Source organism: Streptomyces sp. NPDC048002, assembly GCF_040653275.1.
Classification (GTDB): Bacteria; Actinomycetota; Actinomycetes; order Streptomycetales; family Streptomycetaceae; genus Streptomyces.
In genome coordinates this window covers 23,951-44,384 of sequence record NZ_JBEZNL010000012.1, presented here as the reverse complement: position 1 = coordinate 44,384, position 20,434 = coordinate 23,951, and the positions used below count along the sequence as shown (strand labels likewise).

The window sequence follows — 20,434 nt, the reverse complement described above, 5'->3', positions numbered from 1 at the left end:
TACTCAGAACGCGGAGACCCCCGTCAGCGCGCGGCCGATCACCAGCTTCTGGATCTGGCTGGTGCCCTCGTAGAGGGTCATCACGCGGGCGTCGCGGAGCAGCTTGCCCGCCGGGTACTCGTCGATGTAGCCGTAGCCGCCGAAGACCTGGAGGGCGTTGTTGGCGGCGCGGACGGCCGCCTCCGAGGCGAACAGCTTGGCCTTGGAGGACTCGACCGCGAAGGGCAGGCCCCGGTCGATCAGATCGGCGACCCGCCAGGTGAGCAGCCGGGCCGCGTCGACGTCGACCGCGATGTCGCTGATCAGCTCCTGCACCAGCTGGTGGTGGGCGATGGTCTTCCCGAACTGCTCGCGCTCCCCCGCGTACCGCACGGCCACGTCCAGCGCGGCCTGGGCCAGGCCCACACAGCCCGCGGCCACCGACATCCGGCCCTTGGCCAGCGCCGACATGGCGACGGAGAACCCCTTCCCCTCCTCGCCGAGCAGCGCCGAGGCGGGCACGCGCACGTCCTCCAGGACGAGTTCGGCGGTGGCCTGGCCGCGCAGGCCGAGCTTGCCGTGGACGGTCCTGCGGGTCAGCCCGGGGGTGTCGGTGGGGACCAGGAAGGCGGAGACGCCCTTGTGGCCGGGGGCGTCGGTGGAGCGGGCGAAGAGCAGCACCACGTCGGCCCAGGTGCCGTTGGTGATGAACATCTTGGTGCCGTTGATGACGTAGTCCCCGCCGTCGCGTACGGCCCGGGTGGCGAGGTGGCCCGCGTCGGAGCCGGTGCCCGGCTCGGTCAGGCCGAAGCAGCCGACGTACTCGCCGCCGGTCAGTCCGGGCAGCCAGTGCCGCTTCTGCTCCTCGCTCCCCCAGGCGGCGATCGTCTTGGCGACCAGGCCGAGGGAGACGGAGACGATGCCGCGCACCGAGGAGTCGCCGCGCCCGAGTTCCTCGGTGACCAGGCAGTACGCGAGGTGGTCGCCCCCGGAGCCGCCGTACTCCTCGTCGACGGTCAGCCCGAGGAAGCCGATCTCGCCGAGCTTCTTGACGATGCCGCGGTCGACCTCCTCCGCGCGGTCCCAGGCGACGACGTGCGGGGCGATCTCGCGGGCCACGAAGTCCCGGGCCAGCTGCCGCACCGCGGTCTGCTCCTCGCTGAGCTCCAGGTTCATGCCGAGTCACCCCAAATTGAAAGCCGTACATTTAAATTAGCACTGCTAGTTTCCAGTCGCAGCCCTACTATGTGCCGCATGGCCCGACCGCGCAAGCCCCTGCTCAGCACCGACCGGATCGTGGACACGGCGCGGGTGCTCGTGGACACGGAGGGCCTCGCGGCCGTCTCCACCCGGCGGCTCGCCGCGGAACTCGGGGTGAGCGGGCCCTCGCTCTACAACCACTTCCGCACCAAGGACCAGATCCTGGAGGCGGTCGCGGACTCGGTGAGCGCGCAGGTCGATCTGTCGATGTTCGAAGACGGCCGGGACTGGCGTACCGCGCTGCACGACTGGGCGGTCTCCTACCGGGCGGCCCTGCGCGACCATCCGAACATCGTGCCGGTCCTCGCCCGGGGCCCCGGCCGCCGTCCGGCCGCGCTGCGGCTCGCGGACGCGGTCTACGGGGCGATGGTGGCGGCGGGCTGGCCCGCGGCGCAGGCCACCTCGATCGGGGCGCTGATGCGGTACTTCATCATGGGTTCCGCGCTGGGCTCGTTCGCGGGCGGATTCGTCGACGACGAAAGCGCCTACGACCCCGCCGACTACCCGCATCTGGGCCAGGCCCATCTGCTCGCCGAGCGCCAGGAGAAGATCGACGAGCGAGCCTTCGAAACAGGCCTCGCGGCGCTGCTGGACGGTCTCCAGGGGCAGTTCGAGTCGATCGGGCGTTCCGCCTGACGCGCAGCCCGAGGCGACGTTTCGGCCGGTGCCGCGGGGACGTCGCGGGCGAGGAGGCGGGGACGTGTCGGCCGCGGCCGTGGGGACGTTTCGGCCGCGGCCGTGGGGACGTTTCGGCCGGGGCTGAGGGGACGTTTCGGCCGGGGCCGCGAGGACGTTTCGGCCGGGGCCGCGAGGACGTCGCGGGCGAGGAGGCGGGGACGCCTCGGCTGTGGCCGTGGGGACGTGTCGGCCGCGGCCGAGGGCACGCTTCGGCCGCGACTGAGGGGACGTTTCGGCCGCGGCCGTGGGGACGTTTCGGCCGGGGCCGCGAGGACGTCGCGGGCGAGGAGGCGGGGACGCCTCGGCTGTGGCCGCGGGAACGCCTCGGACGGGGCCGCAGAAACGCCTCGGCCGCGGCCGAGGGGACGTGTCGGCCGCGGCTGAAAGGGCGTCGCGGGCGGAGCGGCGGGGACGCCTCGGACGGGGCCGCAAGAGAACACCCCGGCTGTGGCCGCGCGGACGCCTCGGGCGGGGTCGCGGGGACGTTTCGGCCGGGGCCGAAGTGACTGGGACGCATCCTGGTGTCCATGACCGATCGTGATCCCCGCGCGTCCCACCTCGCCCGGCTCGCCGGGCTCCTCGCCGACGAGACCCGGGCCGCCTGTCTGCTGGCGCTGCTCGACGGACGGGCCTGGACCGCCGGTGAACTGGCCCGGCACGCCGGGGTCGCCGCGTCGACGCTCAGCGAGCACCTGGGCAAGCTGGTCGCGGGCGGGCTCCTCACCGAGGAGCGGCAGGGCCGGCACCGGTACGTGCGGCTCGCCGACGCGCGGGCCGCACAGCTGGTGGAGGACCTGGCCTCCCAGGTGGCACCCCGGGCCGTCGCGGAGCCGCGGAACCTGCGGCAGGCCAGTGCCGGGGCGGCCATGGCGCGCGGCCGGACCTGCTACGACCATCTCGCCGGGCGGCTCGGGATCGCGGTGACCGACGCCTTCGCGGAACTGGGGCTGCTGCGCCGGGACACCGGGTTCGCGCTCACCGACGAAGGGGTGGCCTGGTTCGCCGCCGCGGGGATCGCACTGGACCGGGGCGGCCGACGACCGCTGGCCCGTGCCTGCCTGGACTGGACCGAGCGGCGGCCGCACCTGGCGGGGGTCGCCGGCGCCGCGGTGTGCCGGCACGCGCTGGACGCCGGATGGTGCGAACGGATCGGCTCCGAGCGGGCGGTACGGGTGACTGCCGCCGGGGATCTGGCGCTGGCGGAGCTCCTCGGCATCCCCGCCGGGTCACTGCGGTGAGGTCCGAAATCCGCGAGCGTCCGCGCCCTTCCCTTCCTAGCCTTCGGAGCATGATGAACGCCTCCTCCGCCCGCCGTCCGGAGCTGCTCGCCGCCGGGGCCGCCACGGTCACCGTCGTGCTGTGGGCCTCCGCGTTCGTCTCCATCCGCAGCGCGGGCGCCGAGTACGCGCCGGGCGCGCTGGCGCTCGGCCGCCTGCTCGCCGGGGCGCTGGTCCTCGGCGTCATCTGCCTCGTACGGCGGGAGGGGTGGCCGCCGCGGCCCGCGTGGCGCGGGATCGCCCTGTCCGGGCTGCTCTGGTTCGGGTTCTACATGGTGGTCCTGAACTGGGGCGAGCAGGAGGTGGACGCCGGTACGGCCGCGCTGGTCGTGAACGTAGGGCCGATCCTGGTGGCGCTGCTCGGGGCCCGGCTGCTCGGTGACACCATGCCGCCGCGCCTGGTCGCGGGCATGGCGGTGTCGTTCGCGGGCGCGGTGGCGGTGGGCCTGTCGATGTCGGGCGGGGGCGGTTCCTCGCTGCTCGGCGTGGTGCTGTGCCTGCTGGCCGCGGTCGGGTACGCGGGCGGTGTCGTCGCGCAGAAGCCGGCGCTGGCCCACGCGAGCGCGCTCCAGGTGACGACGTTCGGGTGCCTGGTCGGCGCGGTGGCCTGTCTGCCGTTCGCGCCCCAGCTGGTGCGCGAGGCGGCCGGGGCGCCGATGTCCGCGACGCTCAACATGCTGTACCTGGGCGTCTTCCCGACCGCGCTGGCCTTCACGACCTGGGCGTACGCGCTGGCCCGCACGACCGCCGGCCGCATGGGCGCGACGACGTACGCGGTGCCCGCCCTGGTCGTCCTGATGTCCTGGCTGGCGCTGGGCGAGGTACCGGGCGGGCTGACGCTGGCGGGCGGTGCGCTCTGTCTGCTCGGGGTGGCGGTGTCGCGGTCGCGGCCGGCTTCGGACAGGGGGCGGGGCCGGGGCACGGTTCGGGTACGGGGGCTGGGCGCGGCCCGGCGGCCCGCCGCCAGGGACGGCGGGCGGGCCTCGTCGGCGGGCGCGGGAACGACGGACTGAGTCGGGGCGCGGGAACGACGGACTGCGGACGGGCCGCCCCGAGGAGACGGCCCGGTACCGCGGTTTCGCGCACGCGTGGGGCGTGTGGGCGGTCAGAACGTGACCAGGGCGCGGCCCCCCTTGCCCGCCAGCATGTTCTCGAAGGCGGCCGGGATGCCTTCCAGGCCGATGCGTTCCGTCACCAGCATGTCCAGGTCCAGACGGCCCGCGCGGACGTGCTCGGCGAGGATCGGGACGTCGCGGGCGGGGACCGAGTCGCCGTAGACGCAGCCCGTGAGGGTGCGGCCCCAGTGGAAGATCTCCAGGGCGTTGAAGGTGACCTGCTGGTCCTTGCCGCCGATGCCGACGACGGTGGTGCGGCCACCGCGGCGGGTGGACTCCCAGGCGGTGCGGATCGCGGAGGCCCGGCCGACGCACTCGACCGCCACGTCCACGCCCTGCTTCCCGGTCAGCGCGCGGATCTCCCGGGCGGTGGTCTCGGAGGCGACGACGTAGTCCGTGGCGCCCGCGGCGCGGGCCAGTTCCTCCTTCGCCGGGGAGACGTCCACGGCGACGATCCGCGAGGCGCCCGCGATCCGGGCCGACTGGAGGGCGGCGAGGCCCACTCCGCCGACGCCGTAGACGGCGACGGTCTCACCGGCCCGTACCCGTGCCGAGTGGTGGACGGCGCCGTAGCCGGTGAGGACCGCGCAGCCCAGCAGGGCCGCCTCGGTGAGCGGGACGCCCTCCGGGGCGGGCAGGAGGCAGGAGACCGGGACGACCGTCTCCTCGGCGAACGCGGCGACGTTCAGCCCGGGATGGAGGTCGCTGCCGTCGTCGGCGCGGCGGGCGTGCACGGCAGCGGCACCGCTCAGGGCCTCGGCGCACAGCCACACCTCACCGAGCAGGCAGGGGTGGCAACTTCCGCAGGAAGGAGCCCAGTTGAGGACGACCTCGGAGCCGAGGGACACCTCGGTGACACCCTCGCCCACCGCCACCACGGTGCCCGCGCCCTCGTGGCCGAGGACGGCCGGGACCGGAAGACGCATCGTGCCGTTGGTCAGGGACAGGTCGGAGTGGCAGACCCCCGCGGCGGCGAGCCGGACCCGGACCTGGCCGGGTCCGGGGTCGGGGAGTTCGATCTCGGCGATCTCCAGCGGAGCGCCCACGGCGGGCAGGACGGCGGCGCGAACCATCGGTGCGAACTCCTCTAGAACTGGAGGGACTTGGTCTGAAGGTACTCGGCGAGTCCGTGGGTGCCGAGTTCCCGGCCCACGCCGGACTGCTTGTAGCCGCCGAACGGGGCGAGGGGGTTGAAGCGGCCGCCGTTGATGTCGACCTGGCCGGTGTCCATGCGCCGGGCGAAGGCGACCGCCTCCGCCTCCTCGGCCGCCCAGACCGCCCCGGCCAGCCCGTACACGGTGCCGTTGGCGATGCGCAGGGCGTCCTCCTCGTCCGTGTAGCGCAGGATCGACAGGACGGGGCCGAAGATCTCCTCCTGCGCGATCGTCATCTCGGGGGTGACGTCGGCGAAGACGGTGGGGCTGACGAAGTAGCCCCGCTCGCGCGGGGATTCGGTGCCCCCGGCGACCAACCGGGCGCCCTCGGCGACGCCCTTCTCGATATAGCCGCGGACCCGGTCCCGTTGCCGCGCGTTGACCAGCGGGCCGATGCGGTCGGCGTACTTGGCGGCGGCCTTGGCGGCCAGCTCGACGGCCTCGTCGTACTGGTCGGCGTGCACGAGCATCCGGGTCCAGGCGCTGCACGTCTGCCCGGAGTTGGACATCACGTTGGCGACGCCGACGTTGACGGCCTTGGCGAGGTCGGCACTGGGCAGGATGACGTTGGCGGACTTGCCGCCCAGCTCCAGGGCGACCTTCTTGACCGCGGCACCGGCCGTCACGGCGATCTGCCGGCCGACGGCCGTGGAGCCGGTGAAGGAGACCAGGTCGACGCCTGGGTGCTCGGCGAGCGCCTGGCCGGCCACCCGGCCGATCCCGGTGACCAGGTTGAAGACGCCGGCCGGGAAGCCCGCCTCGTGGACGGCCTCGGCGAAGAGCTGCGCGGTCAGCGGGGTGTCCTCGGCGGGCTTGAGCACGATCGTGCAGCCCGCGGCGAGCGCGGGGGCGACCTTGGCGACGATCTGGTGGAGCGGGTAGTTCCAGGGGGTGATCGCGCCGACGACGCCGATCGGCTCGTGCAGCACGGTGGAGTTGCCGACCTTCTCCTCGAAGGCGTGGCCGGCGGCGATCTCGGCGTACGAGGCCGCCACGGCGATCGGCACGGAGGCGTGCACGGCCTGCGAGAAGGCGAGCGGGGAGCCGAGCTCCTCGGTGACCGTCCCGGCGATCTCGTCCTTGCGGGCGGCCAGGACGTCCCGCAGGGCCGCGAGGCGTTCGGCGCGTACCGCGGGCGGGGTGGCGGCCCAGCCGGGGAGCGCGCGGCGCGCGGCGCGTACGGCCGTGTCCACGTCCTCGGGGGTGCCGGCCGGGACCTGGGCGACGATCTGTTCGTCGGCCGGGTTCACGACGTCGATCGTGTCCCGGCCGGCGGCGGGGTGCCAGGCTCCGTCGATGTAGAAGCCGCCGTGTGCCTTCATCGCGTTCCTTCCGGACGTCCTGCGGATGCGGGTGCGAGTGCGGTGCGTGGAGTGCGTGGACCCTTAAACTAGCGCCGTTAGTTTTCTGGCACCAGGGACCGTCCGCATGGCACAGCTCACCCTGCCCGGGAATGGACGCGGAGACGCCCCCTACTCCTCCAGGTCCGGCAGGCGCGCCGGTGCGGGGCAGATCCGCTCGCCGTGCTGGTCGAAGACGAACAGATGGGCGATGTCGACGAGGAGCGGCACCTGCATGCCCGGCCGGAGGTCGATGTCGGGCGTGGTGCGGACGATGAGGTCGCCGGGGAGCCGGCCCTCGGGCGGCACCGGTTCGGAGGACGGGACCGGACCGGCGTCGGCGGGATCCTCCAGGACGACCACCGGACCCGCCCGCAGTGCGCCCGCCCGCTCCCGGATCCGCTCCAGCACGGTCGCGCCCTCGCGCCTGCGCCGCCGGGCCCTGCCCACCGGCCGGGGCGCCTCCAGCTCGGGCACGACGGCCGGGCGGGAGCCGGTGTTGAAGTGGACGAGGACCTCGTGGCCCTGGAACTCGACGTGTTCCACCAGGCCGGTGATGAGGGCCTCACCGGGCCGCGCTGAGGCCGGTTTGGCGATCCGCACCGACTCCGAGCGCAGCCCCACGATGACCTCGCGGCCCTGCTGGACCCGGAGCAACTGGTGGTCGAGCGAGAGCGGTTCGGGCAGGCGCAGGAACTGCTTGCCGAGGCTGATGGTCATCGCGCCGTCCAGCGGGGCGCGGACGACTCCGCGCAGCAGGTTGATGCGCGGGATGCCGATGAAGGCGGCGACGAAGACGTTGCGGGGCAGCGCGTAGACCTCGCGGGGGGTGCCGACCTGCTGGAGGACGCCGCCGCGCAGCACGGCCACCCGGTCGCCGAGCGACATGGCCTCGGACTGGTCGTGGGTGACGTAGACCGTGGTGACGCCCAACTCCCGGGTGAGCTTGGTGATCTCGGCCCGCAGGTGGTTGCGGAGCTTGGCGTCCAGGTTGGACAGCGGCTCGTCCATCAGGAAGGCGGAGGGGTGGCGGGCGATGGCCCGGCCCATGGCCACGCGCTGGCGTTCACCGCCGGAGAGCTGGGCGGGCAGCCGGTCGAGCAGCTCCTCGATGCCCAGCATCCGGGCGGTGGCGTCCACCCGGGGGGAGGGGTCCTCGCCGGGGGCCTCGATGCGCAGCGGGAAGCCGATGTTGTCGCGGCTGGACATGCTCGGGTAGAGGGCGAAGTTCTGGAACACCATCGCCATGTCCCGGCCGGACGGTGGCAGATCGTTGGCCCACTCCCCGTCGAGCCGCAGTTCGCCCTCGTCGATCTCCTCCAGCCCTGCGATCATGCGCAGCACCGTCGACTTGCCGCACCCGGACGGGCCCAGCAGGACGAGGAATTCGCCGGGCGCGATGTCCAACGTGAGCCGTTCCACGACCCGAACGCCCTTGGTGTAACTCTTGCTCACGTCGTGCAGAGAGATCGCGCGTGTCATGAGGGGTGCCCCCGGGGGCTACGTCGGCGGCCCTGTGCTCCGCGGCTGGATACCCCGTACGGGTCGCACGGGGCCTGTGAGTCACGGAAGTTAACGGAATGTGTGCGGGCGGGGGAAGGGGATGGGCGGGTTCCGGCGCCACCGTCCATCAGCTGAGAAAGCGGACGCCCGAATTCAGCCGTGGCGGGGGGAGGTGGGGGCGGGTCGAGGTATCAGCGGGAGGGTATAGCGTCCACATTCGCCCCGGTTACCACCCCGAGGGCGCTGAGTCCCACCGCAATGGATCAGCCAGCCGGGCCGTTCGGCCGTCGGAGGTCCGCGACCGCGCTCCGGGGCCCGGGGCCCGGGGCGCCCGAGGGCGACGGCTTGTGTACGGCGGTCCGGAACCCCGGATCAGCCGGGCCGGGCCTACGCCGGGCCGCTGGGGCGGACCGGCCCGCCGCCGAGTCACCGGGGGCGGTCTCGCCGACGGCGCCGGCCCGGGCCCGCCGCGTTCCTCAGGCCCCGCGCCGCGTCTTCGGGCGGGTCCGGTCGGGGCGCGGGGTCTCGCCGGACGGTGGTTTCGACGGGGAGCGCACGGCCACGCCCGCCGAGGCGAGAAGCAGCACGCCCAGCATCACGAACGGGGCCGCCACGCCCGCCACGCCCGCGACCAGGCCCGCCGTGGCGGGGGCCGCGACCTGGCCGAGGCGGTTGCCGGTGAGCCGCAGGGCGAGCGCGGTGGAGCGGGCGCCGTCGGGGGCGGCCTGGACGACCGTCGTCATGGACAGCGGCTGGCCGACGCCCAGGCAGAAGCCGAGCAGCGCCATCGTCACGGCGAGCGCCCACACCGGCACCGGCACCGCGACCGCGGCGCACAGCACGGCCGCCAGCAGGCAGGTGACGGTCAGCAGGGCGGGGCGGCTGAGCAGCCGCAGCAGCGGGGTCAGCACCAGCCGGCAGGCGATGGTCGCCGCCGCGCGCAGGCTGAGCAGCAGTCCGACCACCGACGGCGCGATGCCCCGGTGCTCGCCGACCACCGGCAGATAGGCGGTGAGGACATCGGTGGCGGACAGCACGGAGAGGCTGATGAGCATGCCGGCGGGCACGCCCCGGGTACGCAGGATGCGGTGGACGGGGACCCGATCACCCTGTCCGGTAAGGGACTTGGACCCTGTGCGGCGGTCCTCGATGCGCCACAGCGAGGTGAACGCGACCGCCGCGCCGCCGCCCGCGGCGAGCAGGGCGAGAGCGCTGGTCCCCGCCATGTCGTGGCCGCCGATCAGCGCGCCCGCCGCGACCGGGCCGATGAGCTGGCCGAGCGAGGCGCCGATGGTGAAGTGCCCGAAGTTGCGGTCCTGTTCGTGCGGGGCCGACTGGCGGGCGACGAGGGACTGGGCGCCGATGACGAAGGAGAGGTGCCCGAGGCCCATCACGCCGCTCCACAGGGCCATCGTCCACAGCGAGCCGGCGAGGCCGCTGAGCGCGCAGCCACCGGAGACCAGGACGACACCGACGGGCAGCAGGGGCGCGCACCGGCCGTGGTCGGTACGGCGGCCGAGGGGGACCGCGACGAACAGCGGGAGCAGCGCGTAGACACCGGCGATGACGCCGACCGCCCGCTCGTCGGCGCCGAGCGCGAGGGCCCGGTAGGAGACGGCGGGCCGGGCCATCGACACCGCCGCCTGCGCGAAGCTGAAGGCGATGACGAGGCGGAGCAGCCAGCCGCGGTTCCTGCCGGGCGCCATGTACGAACTCCTGTGTCAGGAAGGACGGTTGATTCCGGGGGATCAGATGATTCCGAAGAGCATGCCCGCCGCCAGGATGACCAGGCAGGTGAGGGCGGCCCACTTGACCACGAACCGGGTGTGGTCGCCGAACTCGACCTTGGCCATGCCGACCAGGACGTATACGGCCGGGACGAGCGGGCTCGACATGTGCAGCGGCTGTCCGACCAGTGAGGCGCGGGCCATCTCCAGCGGCGAGACGCCGTGCGCGGCACCGGCTTCGGCGAGGACCGGCAGGACGCCGAAGTAGAAGCCGTCGTTGGACATGAAGTAGGTGAGCGGCAGGCTCAACAGGCCGGTGACCAGGGCCATGTGCGGGCCCATGCCCTCGGGGATGACGTCCACCATCCACTTGGCCATGCTGTCGACCATCCCGGTGCCCTGGAGGACGCCGGTGAAGACGGCGGCGGCGAAGACCATGCCGGAGACGTTGAGGACGTTGTCGGCGTGGGCGGCGAGGCGCGCCTTCTGGTCGGGGATGCGGGGGTAGTTGACGGAGAGCGCGAGCGCGGCGCCGAGCAGGAACAGCACCGGGATCGGCAGCCACTCCATGATCATGGCGGTCAACAGGGAGACGGTGAGCAGCGCGTTGAACCAGTAGAGCCTGGGGCGCAGGGTGTCGCGGTGGGGGTCGAGGCCCTTGAAGTCGTCGCCCTCGGCGCCGTAGCCGGATCCGGACTCGGTGCCGGTGCCGGTGCCGAGTCCGGAGCCCGATCCGGTCTCGGCGCCGGCGCCCGTGCCGGATCCGCCGGCGGTGCGCACGTCCCCGGTGCCCTCGGAGCCGCCCGCACCCACCAGGACCGTCTCGGCCTCCTGCGGCACCGGCGCGCTGTCCAGGGTGAGCACGCCGCGCCGCTTGCGCTCGCGCAGGCCGAGCACGTACGACAGGACGATCACGAAGAGCAGGCCCACGGCGAGGGCCGGGATCATCGGGACGAAGATGTCGCTGGCGTCGAGCTTCAGCGCGGTGGCGGCGCGGGCGGTGGGGCCGCCCCAGGGCAGGGTGTTCATGACGCCGTTGGCCATGGCGGCGACACCGGTCATCACCACCAGGCTCATCTTCAGGCGCTTGTAGAGCGGATACATCGCCGAGACGGTGATCATGAAGGTGGTGGAGCCGTCGCCGTCGAGGGAGACGATCGCCGCGAGGAGCGCCGTGCCGACGACGATGCGCAGCGGGTCGGCCTTGGCGAACCTGAGGATCCCGCGCACGATCGGGTCGAAGAGACCGACGTCGATCATCACACCGAAGTAGACGATCGCGAACATCAGCATCGCCGCGGTGGGGGCGAGGCTGGTGACGCCCTCGATGACGTAGTCACCGAGATGGGCGCCCTCGCCGACGAACACGCAGAACAGTGCCGGGATCAGCACGAGCGCCGCGATCGGCGACATCTTCTTCATCATGATCAGGACCAGGAAGGTCGCGATCATGGCGAAGCCGAGGATGGTCAGCATGAGTGGATACCTAACGTTCGCCCTTGAACATCCCACCAGGGCCGGCGGTGCGACGACGTTAGGTCTCTTCAAGTCGCGTTAACAAGACGTTGACGTGCGAGCAATAAGCGCAAAACTCCAGGTCAGGGCTTTGCTCAGGTCAGCGCGGTGAGCTGGACGGGCACCGCGTTGAGGACGGCGTTGCCCGAGAGGGGGTCGAGCAGGGTGCCGTCGAGGAGCTGGTTGACGTTGACGCCGGGGTCCTTCGCGGCATGGCTCATCCGGGTGCCGGGCCGGTCGTGCCCCCAGCCGTGCGGCAGGCTGACCACGCCGGGACGGACCGCGTCGGTGACCTCGGCGGGCGCGGTGACCTCTCCCCCGGCGCCCTTCAGCCGGACCGCGGCGCCGTCGCGCACCCCGAGCCGTTCGGCGTCCTCGGGGTGGATGTGGACCGTGCACCGGTTGGTGCCGCCGGTGAGCGCGGGGACGTTGTGCAGCCAGCTGTTGTTGGAGCGCAGATGACGGCGGCCGACGAGGACGAGCCCCTCGGGCCGGTCCCGCAGGGCCTCCCGCAGACGTGGCAGGTCGGCGGCGATCGGCTCCGGCAGCAGCTCGACCTTGCCGCTCCGCGTCTTCAGGGGCTGGGGCAGCCGGGAGGCCAGCGGTCCGAGGTCGATGCCGTGCGGGTGGGCGAGCAGCTTCTCCAGCGACAGCCCGTCGGGCCGTACGCCGAAGCCGTCGCCGTACGGGCCGAGGCGGAGCATCAGGTCGAGCCGCCGCTCGGGGCCGGTGTCGCCGGTGAGCGCCGCGGCGAGTTCGCCGGGGTCGCGTCCATGCACCGGGGAGTGCGGCTCCTTCACGGCCTTGCCCAGGGTCTGGGCCACGACCGTCTCGTCGACCGCCGCGGGGTCGGCGCCGTGCATGCCGCTCGCGGCGAGCACCAGCCGGGCCATGATCTCGGTCTCCGCCATCCGGCCGGGCTCCAGGGGCACGGCGGCGGGGCTGTAGCGGACCTGGTTGCGCACGGCGAGGGTGTTGAAGGCGAAGTCGTGGTGCGGGCTCTGGCCGGGCGGGGGCGGCGGCAGTACGACGGTCGCGTGGCGCGAGGTCTCGTTGAGGTACGGGTCGACGCTGGCCATGAAGTCCAGGGAGGCCAGGGCCCGGTCGAGCCGGTCGCCGTCGGGCGCGGAGAGCACCGGGTTGGCGCCGACCACGATCAGCGCCCGGATCGGCTCGCCCTCGTCGGTGGCGGTGTCGATCTCCTCGGGGAGGCAGGACAGCGGCAGTTCGCCCTTGGCCTCGGGGTGCCGGCTCACCCGGGAGTGCCAGCGGCCGAGTGCGAAGCCGTGGCTGGGGCCCGCGGGGCGGGGGGTGCGGTCGGTGGCGGCCTGGGGGAAGAGGGCGCCGCCGGGACGGTCGAGGTTGCCGGTGAGGATGTTGAGGACGTCCACCAGCCAGTTGGCCAGGGTGCCGTGGGCGACGGTGGAGCTGCCGACGCGGCCGTAGACGGCGGCGGTGGGGGCGGCCGCGAGGTCTCGGGCGAGCGCGCGGATCGTACCGGCGTCCACGTCGCAGGCGGCGGCGACGGCCTCGGGAGTGAAGTCCCGTACCGCCTCCCGGAGTTCCTCGACCCCTTCGAGATGCGGGGTCAACTCCCCCGTGTCGACGAGCCCTTCCTCGAACAGGACGGCCGTCATCGCCGCGAGGAGCAGCGCGTCGGTGCCGGGCCGGACGGCGACGTGCCGGTCGGCGAGGCGGGCGGTGCGGGTGCGGCGCGGGTCGATGACGGTGAGGGTGCCGCCGCGCGCCCTGAGGGCCTTGAGCCTGCCGGGGAAGTCGGGCGCGGTGCACAGACTGCCGTTGGACTCCAGGGGGTTGGCGCCGATGAGGAGCAGGTGGTCGGTGCGGTCGAGGTCGGGCACCGGGATCGCGTTGGCGTCACCGAAGAGCAGCCCGCTCGACACGTGCTTGGGCATCTGGTCGACCGTGGAGGCGGTGAACAGGCTGCGCGTGCCGAGCGCGGCGATCAGCAGGGGCGGGTAGAGGGCGCCGGCCATCGTGTGCACGTTGGGGTTGCCGAGCACGATGCCCACGGCGTGCGGCCCGTACCGCTCGACGACGGGCCGGATCGCGGCGGCGACGACGTCGAACGCCTCCTCCCAGGTGGCCTCGCGCAGCACGCCGTCCTCCCGGACGAGCGGCGTGCGCACCCGGTCGGGGTCCCCGTCGACGGCCCCGAAGGAAGCGCCCTTGGGGCAGATGAACCCCTTGCTGAACACGTCCTCCCGGTCCCCCCGGGCCCCGGTGACCCGGCTCCCCTCGACGGTGAGCGTCAGGCCGCAGGTGGCCTCGCACAGGGGGCAGATACGCAGAGCGGTGCGGGACACGGGTCCTCCCGGGGGCAGCGATGCCTGACGCGGGCAGCATACCGACCGGTACGAATGTTGGCGAGGGTCCGGCGCGGGCGTACCGGAGGGGCCCTTCAGCCCTGGATCGGCACTGGACCGACCGTTCAGTCCAGGACCCGTGCCAGATAGGCCCGCAGGAGTTCCCGGGCCTCCTCGATGATGCGGGGGTCCCCGTCGGGGGTGACGCGGAAGGCCAGGTGGACCAAGGTGTCGGCGGTCTCCACGGCGACCAGGAACACGCGCCGCAGATCGTCGTCGGGGGTGCGGCCGATGTGGCCGGCGAGGAGGTCGGTGAGGCGGTCGGCCACGCGGTGGTTGGGCTCGGCGCGGCGGGCGCCGACCGGTATCTGGTTGCCGAAGTCGACCAGGGAGAAGCCGGGCGCGGTCCGCTTCATCAGCAGGTACTCGTCGAGTACGGCGTCCATCGCGGTCCGCCAGCCCCCCGTCGCGCCGCCCGCGAGCCGTTCGGTGACGCGCTCGGCGTACCGGTCGAGGTTGCGCTGGGCGAGGGCGTCCGCCATCTGGCGTTTGTTGCCGAAGAAGCGGTAGACCGAGCCGATGGGCACGCCGGCCCGCTGGGCCACGGCACGGGTGCTCAGATCGTCGTAGCCGACCTCGTCGAGGAGGGCGGCGCAGGCGTCGAGGATCCTGGTCAGACGTTCGGCACTGCGCCGCTGCACGGGCGCGCGCCTGAGGGAGGTCGCGTGGGGCACGGGCTTCATGATGCCTTCCGGGCGCGGTGCGGTGAACCTTGCCCTTCTGTACGCACTCCGGTGGCCCGTGCACTCATCGTCGGGCTCGCCTCCGACGCCGTGATGTCCGCGCTGCTCTCCACCGGTTCCCCGTCGACCGCCCACACCGTGCCGTCGTCGGCGTAGAGGCGGACGGTGACATCGTGGGTGCCGCGTGGGACCAGGGTCGCCGGGAGGTGGTACTCGGGGCCGGTCAGCCGGGCGATCAGGCGGCCGTCGAGGTAGAGGTGGGCCACGCCCCGGCCGCCCACGGCCTTCGCCTCGGCGCCCGGGGGCGAGAAGCGGAAACCGGTCACGGTGAGCCGGACGTCCCAGCTGTCGCCGGAGTCGGGCTGCACCTCGACACGCACCTCGGGCGCGTCGTCCGCGTCCACCTCGCGCAGGACCCCGCCCGCCTCGTCGGTGTCCTCCAGCAGCTCACCCACCGGGGTGGTCCGGTCCCGGTTTCCCTCGTTCCCCTGCCCCTGTGCGCCACTGGTGCCGCAGCCCGCGGATCCGGTCAACGACAGGACGCAGACCGCGAGCGCGGCGAGCAGGCCCCGCGTCCACGTCATGCCGGGGAGCGTAGAACACAGGTCCGACACAGGGATCCCCCTGAGGGCTGGTTCCCGTCGTCCGCAGTGAGGAGATCCGGCTTCGCGTACGTACACCTCTTGCGCCCGTCGAAGCGCAATCCTACGGTGATGCATAGGATTCCGATGGCGAGGGAGCGATCATGAGCGGGGAAGCGCGGAAGACCGCGGAGGGGCTGGACCACCTCCACGGTTTCGGCAACGAGCACAGCTCCGAGGCGGTGCCCGGCGCCCTCCCCGAGGGCCGCAACTCACCCCAGCGCGCCCCCCTCGGGCTGTACGCGGAGCAGCTCAGCGGCTCGGCCTTCACCGAGCCCCGCGCCCACAACCGCCGCTCCTGGCTGTACCGGATCCGCCCCTCGGCCGCCCACCCGGCGTTCACCCGCACCGACAACGGCGCCCTGCGCACCGCGCCCTTCACGGAGTCCGTGCCCGACCCCAACCGGCTGCGCTGGGAGCCGCTGCCCGATCCGGCGCCCGGCACCGACTTCCTGGCCGGCCTGTGGACCGTGGGCGGCAACGGCGACGCGGCCCAGCGCACCGGGATGGCCGTGCACCTGTACCACGCCGACTCCTCCATGGACCGGGTCTTCAGCGACGCCGACGGTGAGCTGCTGATCGCCCCCGAGCGGGGCGGGCTGCTGCTGCGCACCGAGTTCGGGCTGCTGCACGCCGAGCCGGGCCATGTGGCGCTGATCCCGCGCGGGGTGCGCTTCCGGGTGGAGCTGCTGGACGCCACCGCCCGGGGTTACGTCTGCGAGAACTACGGCGCCCCGTTCCAGCTCCCCGACCTCGGCCCGATCGGCGCCAACGGCCTGGCCAACGCGCGGGACTTCCGTGCGCCGGTCGCCGCCTACGAGGACGTCGAGGGCCCGGTGGAGGTGGTGAACAAGTACTGCGGCAACCTCTGGCGGGCGACGTACGGCCACTCCCCGCTGGACGTCGTCGCCTGGCACGGCAACCACGTGCCGTACGTGTACGACCTGCGGCGCTTCAACGTCATCGGGAGCATCTCCTACGACCACCCGGACCCGTCGATCTTCACGGTGCTCACCTCGCCCTCCGACACCCCGGGGCTGGCCGGCGTCGACTTCGTGGTCTTCGCACCGCGCTGGCTGGTCGGCGAGGACACCTTCCGGCCGCCGTACTTCCATCGGAACGTGATGAGCGAGTACATGGGCCTGATCGAGGGCGCCTACGACGCGAAGACGGCCGGGAAGGGCGGCTTCGTCCCGGGCGGCGGCTCGCTGCACAACATGATGTCGGCGCACGGTCCGGACCGGGAGACCTTCGACCGGGCGAGCGCGGCCGAGCTGAAGCCGCAGAAGATCGACGACGGACTGGCGTTCATGTTCGAGACCCGGTGGCCGGTGACCCTCACCGCGCACGCGGCGGGCACGGAGCAGCTCCAGCCGCGCTACGACGACGTGTGGCAGGGTCTCGAACGCCACTTCCGCCCCTTGCACTGATCAACTCCTGCCGGTACGGATGGCCCCGTGACCTCCTTCGCCCCGGACTCCGTCGTCCTCAACCGCAAGCTGCCGCTCTGGTACCAGGTGTCGCAGTCGCTGCGGGCCTCGATACTCGGCCGCAGGCCCCAGGATCCGCTGCGGCTGCCCACCGAGGAGCAGTTGGCCGGGCACTACGGCGTGAGCGTGCTGACCATGCGGCAGGCGCTGAAGGAGCTGGAGGACGAGGGGCTGATCACCCGGCACCGGCGGCGGGGCACGTTCATCGAGCCGCATGTGCGGCGCGGCACCCCGGTGCGGCTGCTGGGCTCGGTGGACGCGATCGTGGCCCAGCAGTCGGGGATGACGACCCGACTGCTGGACCGGGGCAAGGGGCCGGTGCCGGCCGAGCTGGCCGAGTACTTCCCGGATCTGGACGAGGTGGGGACGTACCACCGGCTGCGCTGCGACGAGAAGAGCGGCGAGCCGACCAACCACGCCCGCAACTACGTGCGTCCGGAGCTGGCCGCGCGGGTCGATCCGGCGGATCTGGAGCGTTGGCCGATGACGAAGGTGCTGCGGGACGCCGTCGGCGCGGACATCAGCCGCATCACGGACACGGTGGAGGCGCGGCTGGCGGACCCGGAGACGGCCCGGCTGCTGGAGGTGCCGCTGCTGAGCCCGATCCTGCACTACACGGGGGTCACCTACGACTCGGCCGGCCGCGCCCTGGACGTGGCCGTCATCCACTACCGGGGGGACCGTTTCTCCTTCACCGTCACCCTCGACGCGACGTAGTCGGCACGTCGTACGATGCCCAGCGTGACGCACGACGACGCGCCGCCGCTGGCGGACCTCATGCCGTGGTCCGTCGCACCGCTCCGGCTGGGCCGGAGCTGGCCGGCGGGCCCCGATCCGGTTTCCCTGAAGGCCCGCTGGGACGCCCTGGTGAAGGCCGAGGGCCCGGACCGGGAGGCGCTGCTGGAGCCCTCCCGCTCGCGCACCCTGCACTCGGCGGTGCCGCAGCTCCCGGGCCGCGGGGGCGGTACGGAGCGGCTGGCCCGCGCCTTCGGCCCCTGCCCGGAACCGGTCCGGGTGCTGTCCGCGCCCTTCGACGAGCAGTGGCTGATCCCGGACCACCGGCTGATCGACTCGGCCCGCCCGGAGCTGTGGCGGGTGGCGGACGAGCGGCAGACGTTCCTGGTCGAGACGCCCGACCGGCTGCTCGCCAGCTCTTGTCTGCCGCTGCTGCGGCCCGGCCGGGTCCGCCCCCTCTACCGGCGCCCCGGCGGTTCGGAACCGAACCTGGCCCCGGGTCTGCTGGACCATCTCGCCCGGCGCCTGGGCCCGAAGCCCACCCCCGAGGACCTGCTCGCCTGGATTCTGGCGACGGCCCGGCCCGATCTGTCGGTGCCCCTCACCGGGGACCCCGAGGAGTGGGCGGCCGGTGTGGAGCTGGGGCACCGCGCCCTGTGGCTCATGCGCCGGGGCGGTGAGCGCCCCAAACTCCCCGGCGGCCGGCGCCCGTACGTCCGCGCTCCGCTGCCCGCCCGCCCCTCGGGCCTGCGCTACGACCGCGAGGAGGAGTCCCTCCACCTCGACGAGGGCCGTCTCTCGCCGGTCCCGCCGGGGGCCTGGGACTACGAGGTGGACGGCGTCCGGGTCCTGGAGCGGTGGTTCACGGCCCGCGCCGACGGGGCGGCGGAGCCCGGCACCCTCGCGGCGCTGGCCCCGGCCGCCTGGCCGCAGTCGTGGACCTCCGAGCTGCTCGAACTGATCACGGTCCTGGCGCTGCTGGCCGAACTCGGGCCACGGCTCGCGGAGTTCACGGTCACCGCGCCGGTCACGGCAACGGAGCTGCGTACGGCGGGAGTTCTCCCGGTGCCGTACCGGTCCCGCGGCCCGGCCTCGGTCCTGGACCACCAGGAGGAGGGCCCGGAGGGCCAGTTCACGCTGCTGTGAGGCCACCGCTCACCGGCGCCCGCCGGGCCCCGGAGAGCCGCCGCGCCGGCCCCTTCCCGAACTCCGGAATGCCGCCACCTCGACCCCCTCCCGAACTCCGGAATGCCGCCACCTCGGCCCCCTCCCAGAACCCCGGACAGCCACCACCTCAGCACCCTCCCAGAACCCCGGACAGCCACCACCTCAGCACCCTCCCGGAACCCCAGACAGCCGCCACCTCGGCACCGTGCATGACAAACCTGCTGCGCAGGAGCCATGATCAGCCGTATGGAACCGCAGCCCCCGCCGCTCGCCGGCCTCACCGTCGTCGCCGTGGAGCAGGCCGTCGCGGCCCCCTTCGCCACCCGGCAGCTGGCCGATCTCGGCGCCCGGGTGATCAAGGTCGAGCGGATCGACGGCGGCGACTTCGCCCGCGGCTACGACTCCGCGGCCGCGGGGCTCGCCTCGCATTTCGTGTGGTGCAACCGCGGCAAGGAGTCCATCGCGCTGGATCTGAAGGACCCGCGCGGGCTGGAGGTGGTCCGGCGGCTCGCGGGGCGGGCCGACGTCTTCGTGCAGAACCTCGCCCAGGGCGCCGCCGCCCGGCTCGGCCTGGACGCGGCCACGCTCTGCGCCGCGCACCCGCGCCTGATCGCCGTCGACATCTCCGGCTACGGCGCGGGCGGCCCGTACGCGGACAAGCGGGCCTACGACATGCTCGTGCAGTGCGAGGCGGGGCTGGTCTCAGTGACCGGGACGCCGGAGCAGCCGGTGAAGGCGGGGATCCCGGCGGCCGACATCGCGGCGGCGATGTACGCCTTCTCGGGTGTGCTCGCCGCGCTCGTGCGCCGGGGCACCACCGGGCGGGGCGGACCGGTGGAGGTGTCGATGCTGGAGTCGCTGGCGGAGTGGATGGGGCATCCGCTGCACCACACGATGCACGGGGGCACGGCACCGGCGCGCACCGGACTCGCGCACGCCGTCATCGCCCCTTACGACGCCTATGCGACGGAGGACGGCGGCCGGGTGCTGCTGTCGGTGCAGAACGACCGCGAGTGGCGACGGCTGGCCGAACAGGTGCTCGGGCGGCCGGAGCTGGGGACGGATCCGGAGTTCGCCACCAACGCGGCACGGGTGCGGAACCGGGAGCGCACCGACCGCTTCGTCGGCGGAGCGCTGGGGATGCTCGGTACGGACGAGGCGCTGGCGCGGCTGGAGGGCGCGGGGATCGCCTGCGCACGCCTGCGGGACCTGGGTGAACTGGCGGCGCATCCCCAACTCGCGGCCCGGGAGCGGTGGCGGGAGGTGGGGACTCCGGTGGGGCCGTTGCGGGCTCTGCTGCCGCCCATCACGCTGCCGGGCGGGGAGGAGGCACGCATGGGGGACGTGCCCGCGCTCGGGGAGCACACCGAAGCAGTGCTGCGAGCCGTGGGGATGACGGACGACGAGATCGCAGCGCTGCGCCGGGACGGTGTGGCGGCCTGAGCGCGGGCCGTGGGAACGCCGGTGTCGTTCAGCGTCCGCCGAAGAGCGAGCGGCGCAGCCGACGCAGTGGTGCGAAGAGCGAGACCCGGCTCACCCGCGCGCCCGTGGCGCTGCGCTGGTGCGCGGTGTCACGCGCGGTGAGCTCGACGATCAGCGAGGTCGCCTCGGCCGTCTCCCGCTGGGGGACGGCAGGGCCGGCCAGCACCGAGAGATGGCGGTCGAGGCGCGAACTGGTCGCGCTGCTCCCGCAGGTGATCGCAGGGACCCTCGCCCTGCTGCGCACTGTTATCTGTTCCATGTCACTCCCCACCCGTACGAGTCCACCCGGCCCGGGCAGGGT

At 73.4% G+C, this 20,434-nt stretch carries 17 protein-coding genes; 7 read left to right on the top strand and 10 right to left on the bottom strand.

Features of this window, described 5'->3' with window-relative positions; all coding sequences use genetic code 11:
• Window positions 1–3: 3 nt before the first annotated feature.
• Window positions 4–1,155: an acyl-CoA dehydrogenase family protein gene (locus AB0E07_RS17490; RefSeq protein ID WP_362252044.1), complete on the bottom strand. Its 1,152-nt coding sequence runs from the start codon at window positions 1,153–1,155 to the stop codon at window positions 4–6.
• Between the two features lie 78 nt (window positions 1,156–1,233).
• Here AB0E07_RS17490 and AB0E07_RS17485 point away from each other — a divergent pair, with 78 nt between their 5' ends.
• From AB0E07_RS17485 to AB0E07_RS17475, 3 genes are all read left to right on the top strand, one after another.
• The gene (locus AB0E07_RS17485) at window positions 1,234–1,875 is read left to right on the top strand and encodes a TetR/AcrR family transcriptional regulator (protein ID WP_362252041.1); all 642 of its coding nucleotides are present in this window, start codon (window positions 1,234–1,236) and stop codon (window positions 1,873–1,875) included.
• A 569-nt stretch (window positions 1,876–2,444) separates the two neighbouring features.
• On the top strand, window positions 2,445–3,155 hold the full coding sequence (locus tag AB0E07_RS17480; protein ID WP_362252038.1) for a winged helix-turn-helix domain-containing protein: 711 nt from the start codon (window positions 2,445–2,447) through the stop codon (window positions 3,153–3,155).
• 53 nt (window positions 3,156–3,208) lie between these two features.
• Window positions 3,209–4,207 carry a DMT family transporter gene (locus AB0E07_RS17475; protein WP_362252416.1) on the top strand — a complete coding sequence of 333 codons (999 nt, stop codon included), beginning with the start codon at window positions 3,209–3,211 and terminating at the stop codon, window positions 4,205–4,207.
• 92 nt (window positions 4,208–4,299) lie between these two features.
• Here AB0E07_RS17475 and AB0E07_RS17470 read toward each other — a convergent pair whose 3' ends face one another.
• From AB0E07_RS17470 to AB0E07_RS17435, 8 genes are all read right to left on the bottom strand, one after another.
• Complete coding sequence (locus tag AB0E07_RS17470; RefSeq protein ID WP_362252035.1) at window positions 4,300–5,382, bottom strand: Zn-dependent alcohol dehydrogenase; 1,083 nt, start codon at window positions 5,380–5,382, stop codon at window positions 4,300–4,302.
• Between the two features lie 14 nt (window positions 5,383–5,396).
• Window positions 5,397–6,785 carry an aldehyde dehydrogenase family protein gene (locus tag AB0E07_RS17465; RefSeq protein WP_362252032.1) on the bottom strand — a complete coding sequence of 463 codons (1,389 nt, stop codon included), beginning with the start codon at window positions 6,783–6,785 and terminating at the stop codon, window positions 5,397–5,399.
• 150 nt (window positions 6,786–6,935) lie between these two features.
• Window positions 6,936–8,285 (bottom strand): ABC transporter ATP-binding protein, encoded by a 1,350-nt coding sequence (locus tag AB0E07_RS17460; RefSeq protein WP_362252029.1) that lies wholly within the window; start codon window positions 8,283–8,285, stop codon window positions 6,936–6,938.
• 497 nt (window positions 8,286–8,782) lie between these two features.
• Complete coding sequence (locus tag AB0E07_RS17455) at window positions 8,783–10,012, bottom strand: MFS transporter (protein ID WP_362252026.1); 1,230 nt, start codon at window positions 10,010–10,012, stop codon at window positions 8,783–8,785.
• 42 nt (window positions 10,013–10,054) lie between these two features.
• Complete coding sequence (locus AB0E07_RS17450; protein WP_362252023.1) at window positions 10,055–11,545, bottom strand: citrate:proton symporter; 1,491 nt, start codon at window positions 11,543–11,545, stop codon at window positions 10,055–10,057.
• 98 nt (window positions 11,546–11,643) lie between these two features.
• The gene (locus tag AB0E07_RS17445) at window positions 11,644–13,875 is read right to left on the bottom strand and encodes a molybdopterin oxidoreductase family protein (RefSeq protein WP_362252019.1); all 2,232 of its coding nucleotides are present in this window, start codon (window positions 13,873–13,875) and stop codon (window positions 11,644–11,646) included.
• Between the two features lie 125 nt (window positions 13,876–14,000).
• Window positions 14,001–14,618 carry a TetR/AcrR family transcriptional regulator gene (locus AB0E07_RS17440; RefSeq protein WP_362252016.1) on the bottom strand — a complete coding sequence of 206 codons (618 nt, stop codon included), beginning with the start codon at window positions 14,616–14,618 and terminating at the stop codon, window positions 14,001–14,003.
• The gene (locus AB0E07_RS17435; protein ID WP_362252013.1) at window positions 14,615–15,202 is read right to left on the bottom strand and encodes a hypothetical protein; all 588 of its coding nucleotides are present in this window, start codon (window positions 15,200–15,202) and stop codon (window positions 14,615–14,617) included. The genes AB0E07_RS17440 and AB0E07_RS17435 overlap by 4 nt, the downstream gene beginning before the upstream one ends.
• A 161-nt stretch (window positions 15,203–15,363) precedes the next feature.
• Between AB0E07_RS17435 and hmgA the strand changes: the two genes are divergently transcribed.
• From hmgA to AB0E07_RS17415, 4 genes are all read left to right on the top strand, one after another.
• Window positions 15,364–16,689, top strand: coding sequence for a homogentisate 1,2-dioxygenase (hmgA, locus tag AB0E07_RS17430; protein ID WP_362252010.1), 1,326 nt, complete (start codon window positions 15,364–15,366; stop codon window positions 16,687–16,689).
• A gap of 27 nt (window positions 16,690–16,716) precedes the next feature.
• Window positions 16,717–17,466, top strand: coding sequence for a GntR family transcriptional regulator (locus tag AB0E07_RS17425; RefSeq protein WP_362252007.1), 750 nt, complete (start codon window positions 16,717–16,719; stop codon window positions 17,464–17,466).
• 15 nt (window positions 17,467–17,481) lie between these two features.
• The gene (locus AB0E07_RS17420) at window positions 17,482–18,630 is read left to right on the top strand and encodes a type ISP restriction/modification enzyme (protein ID WP_362252004.1); all 1,149 of its coding nucleotides are present in this window, start codon (window positions 17,482–17,484) and stop codon (window positions 18,628–18,630) included.
• A gap of 267 nt (window positions 18,631–18,897) precedes the next feature.
• Window positions 18,898–20,094: a CaiB/BaiF CoA-transferase family protein gene (locus AB0E07_RS17415; protein WP_362252001.1), complete on the top strand. Its 1,197-nt coding sequence runs from the start codon at window positions 18,898–18,900 to the stop codon at window positions 20,092–20,094.
• Window positions 20,095–20,122: 28 nt separating this feature from the next.
• Here the strand turns inward: AB0E07_RS17415 and AB0E07_RS17410 are convergent, their stop codons facing one another.
• Window positions 20,123–20,392 (bottom strand): hypothetical protein, encoded by a 270-nt coding sequence (locus AB0E07_RS17410; RefSeq protein ID WP_362251998.1) that lies wholly within the window; start codon window positions 20,390–20,392, stop codon window positions 20,123–20,125.
• Window positions 20,393–20,434: the final 42 nt, after the last annotated feature.

What these genes read in the sequence shown, in the direction of transcription:
- AB0E07_RS17410 (WP_362251998.1), bottom strand. Translation starts at nt 20,392, where the DNA reads ATGGAACAGATAACAGTGCGCAGCAGGGCGAGGGTCCCTGCGATCACC.
- AB0E07_RS17480 (WP_362252038.1), top strand. Translation starts at nt 2,445, where the DNA reads ATGACCGATCGTGATCCCCGCGCGTCCCACCTCGCCCGGCTCGCCGGG.
- AB0E07_RS17455 (WP_362252026.1), bottom strand. Translation starts at nt 10,012, where the DNA reads ATGGCGCCCGGCAGGAACCGCGGCTGGCTGCTCCGCCTCGTCATCGCC.
- AB0E07_RS17435 (WP_362252013.1), bottom strand. Translation starts at nt 15,202, where the DNA reads ATGACGTGGACGCGGGGCCTGCTCGCCGCGCTCGCGGTCTGCGTCCTG.
- hmgA (WP_362252010.1), top strand. Translation starts at nt 15,364, where the DNA reads ATGAGCGGGGAAGCGCGGAAGACCGCGGAGGGGCTGGACCACCTCCAC.
- AB0E07_RS17440 (WP_362252016.1), bottom strand. Translation starts at nt 14,618, where the DNA reads ATGAAGCCCGTGCCCCACGCGACCTCCCTCAGGCGCGCGCCCGTGCAG.
- AB0E07_RS17475 (WP_362252416.1), top strand. Translation starts at nt 3,209, where the DNA reads ATGAACGCCTCCTCCGCCCGCCGTCCGGAGCTGCTCGCCGCCGGGGCC.
- AB0E07_RS17490 (WP_362252044.1), bottom strand. Translation starts at nt 1,155, where the DNA reads ATGAACCTGGAGCTCAGCGAGGAGCAGACCGCGGTGCGGCAGCTGGCC.
- AB0E07_RS17415 (WP_362252001.1), top strand. Translation starts at nt 18,898, where the DNA reads ATGGAACCGCAGCCCCCGCCGCTCGCCGGCCTCACCGTCGTCGCCGTG.
- AB0E07_RS17470 (WP_362252035.1), bottom strand. Translation starts at nt 5,382, where the DNA reads ATGGTTCGCGCCGCCGTCCTGCCCGCCGTGGGCGCTCCGCTGGAGATC.
- AB0E07_RS17420 (WP_362252004.1), top strand. Translation starts at nt 17,482, where the DNA reads ATGCCCAGCGTGACGCACGACGACGCGCCGCCGCTGGCGGACCTCATG.
- AB0E07_RS17485 (WP_362252041.1), top strand. Translation starts at nt 1,234, where the DNA reads ATGGCCCGACCGCGCAAGCCCCTGCTCAGCACCGACCGGATCGTGGAC.
- AB0E07_RS17465 (WP_362252032.1), bottom strand. Translation starts at nt 6,785, where the DNA reads ATGAAGGCACACGGCGGCTTCTACATCGACGGAGCCTGGCACCCCGCC.
- AB0E07_RS17460 (WP_362252029.1), bottom strand. Translation starts at nt 8,285, where the DNA reads ATGACACGCGCGATCTCTCTGCACGACGTGAGCAAGAGTTACACCAAG.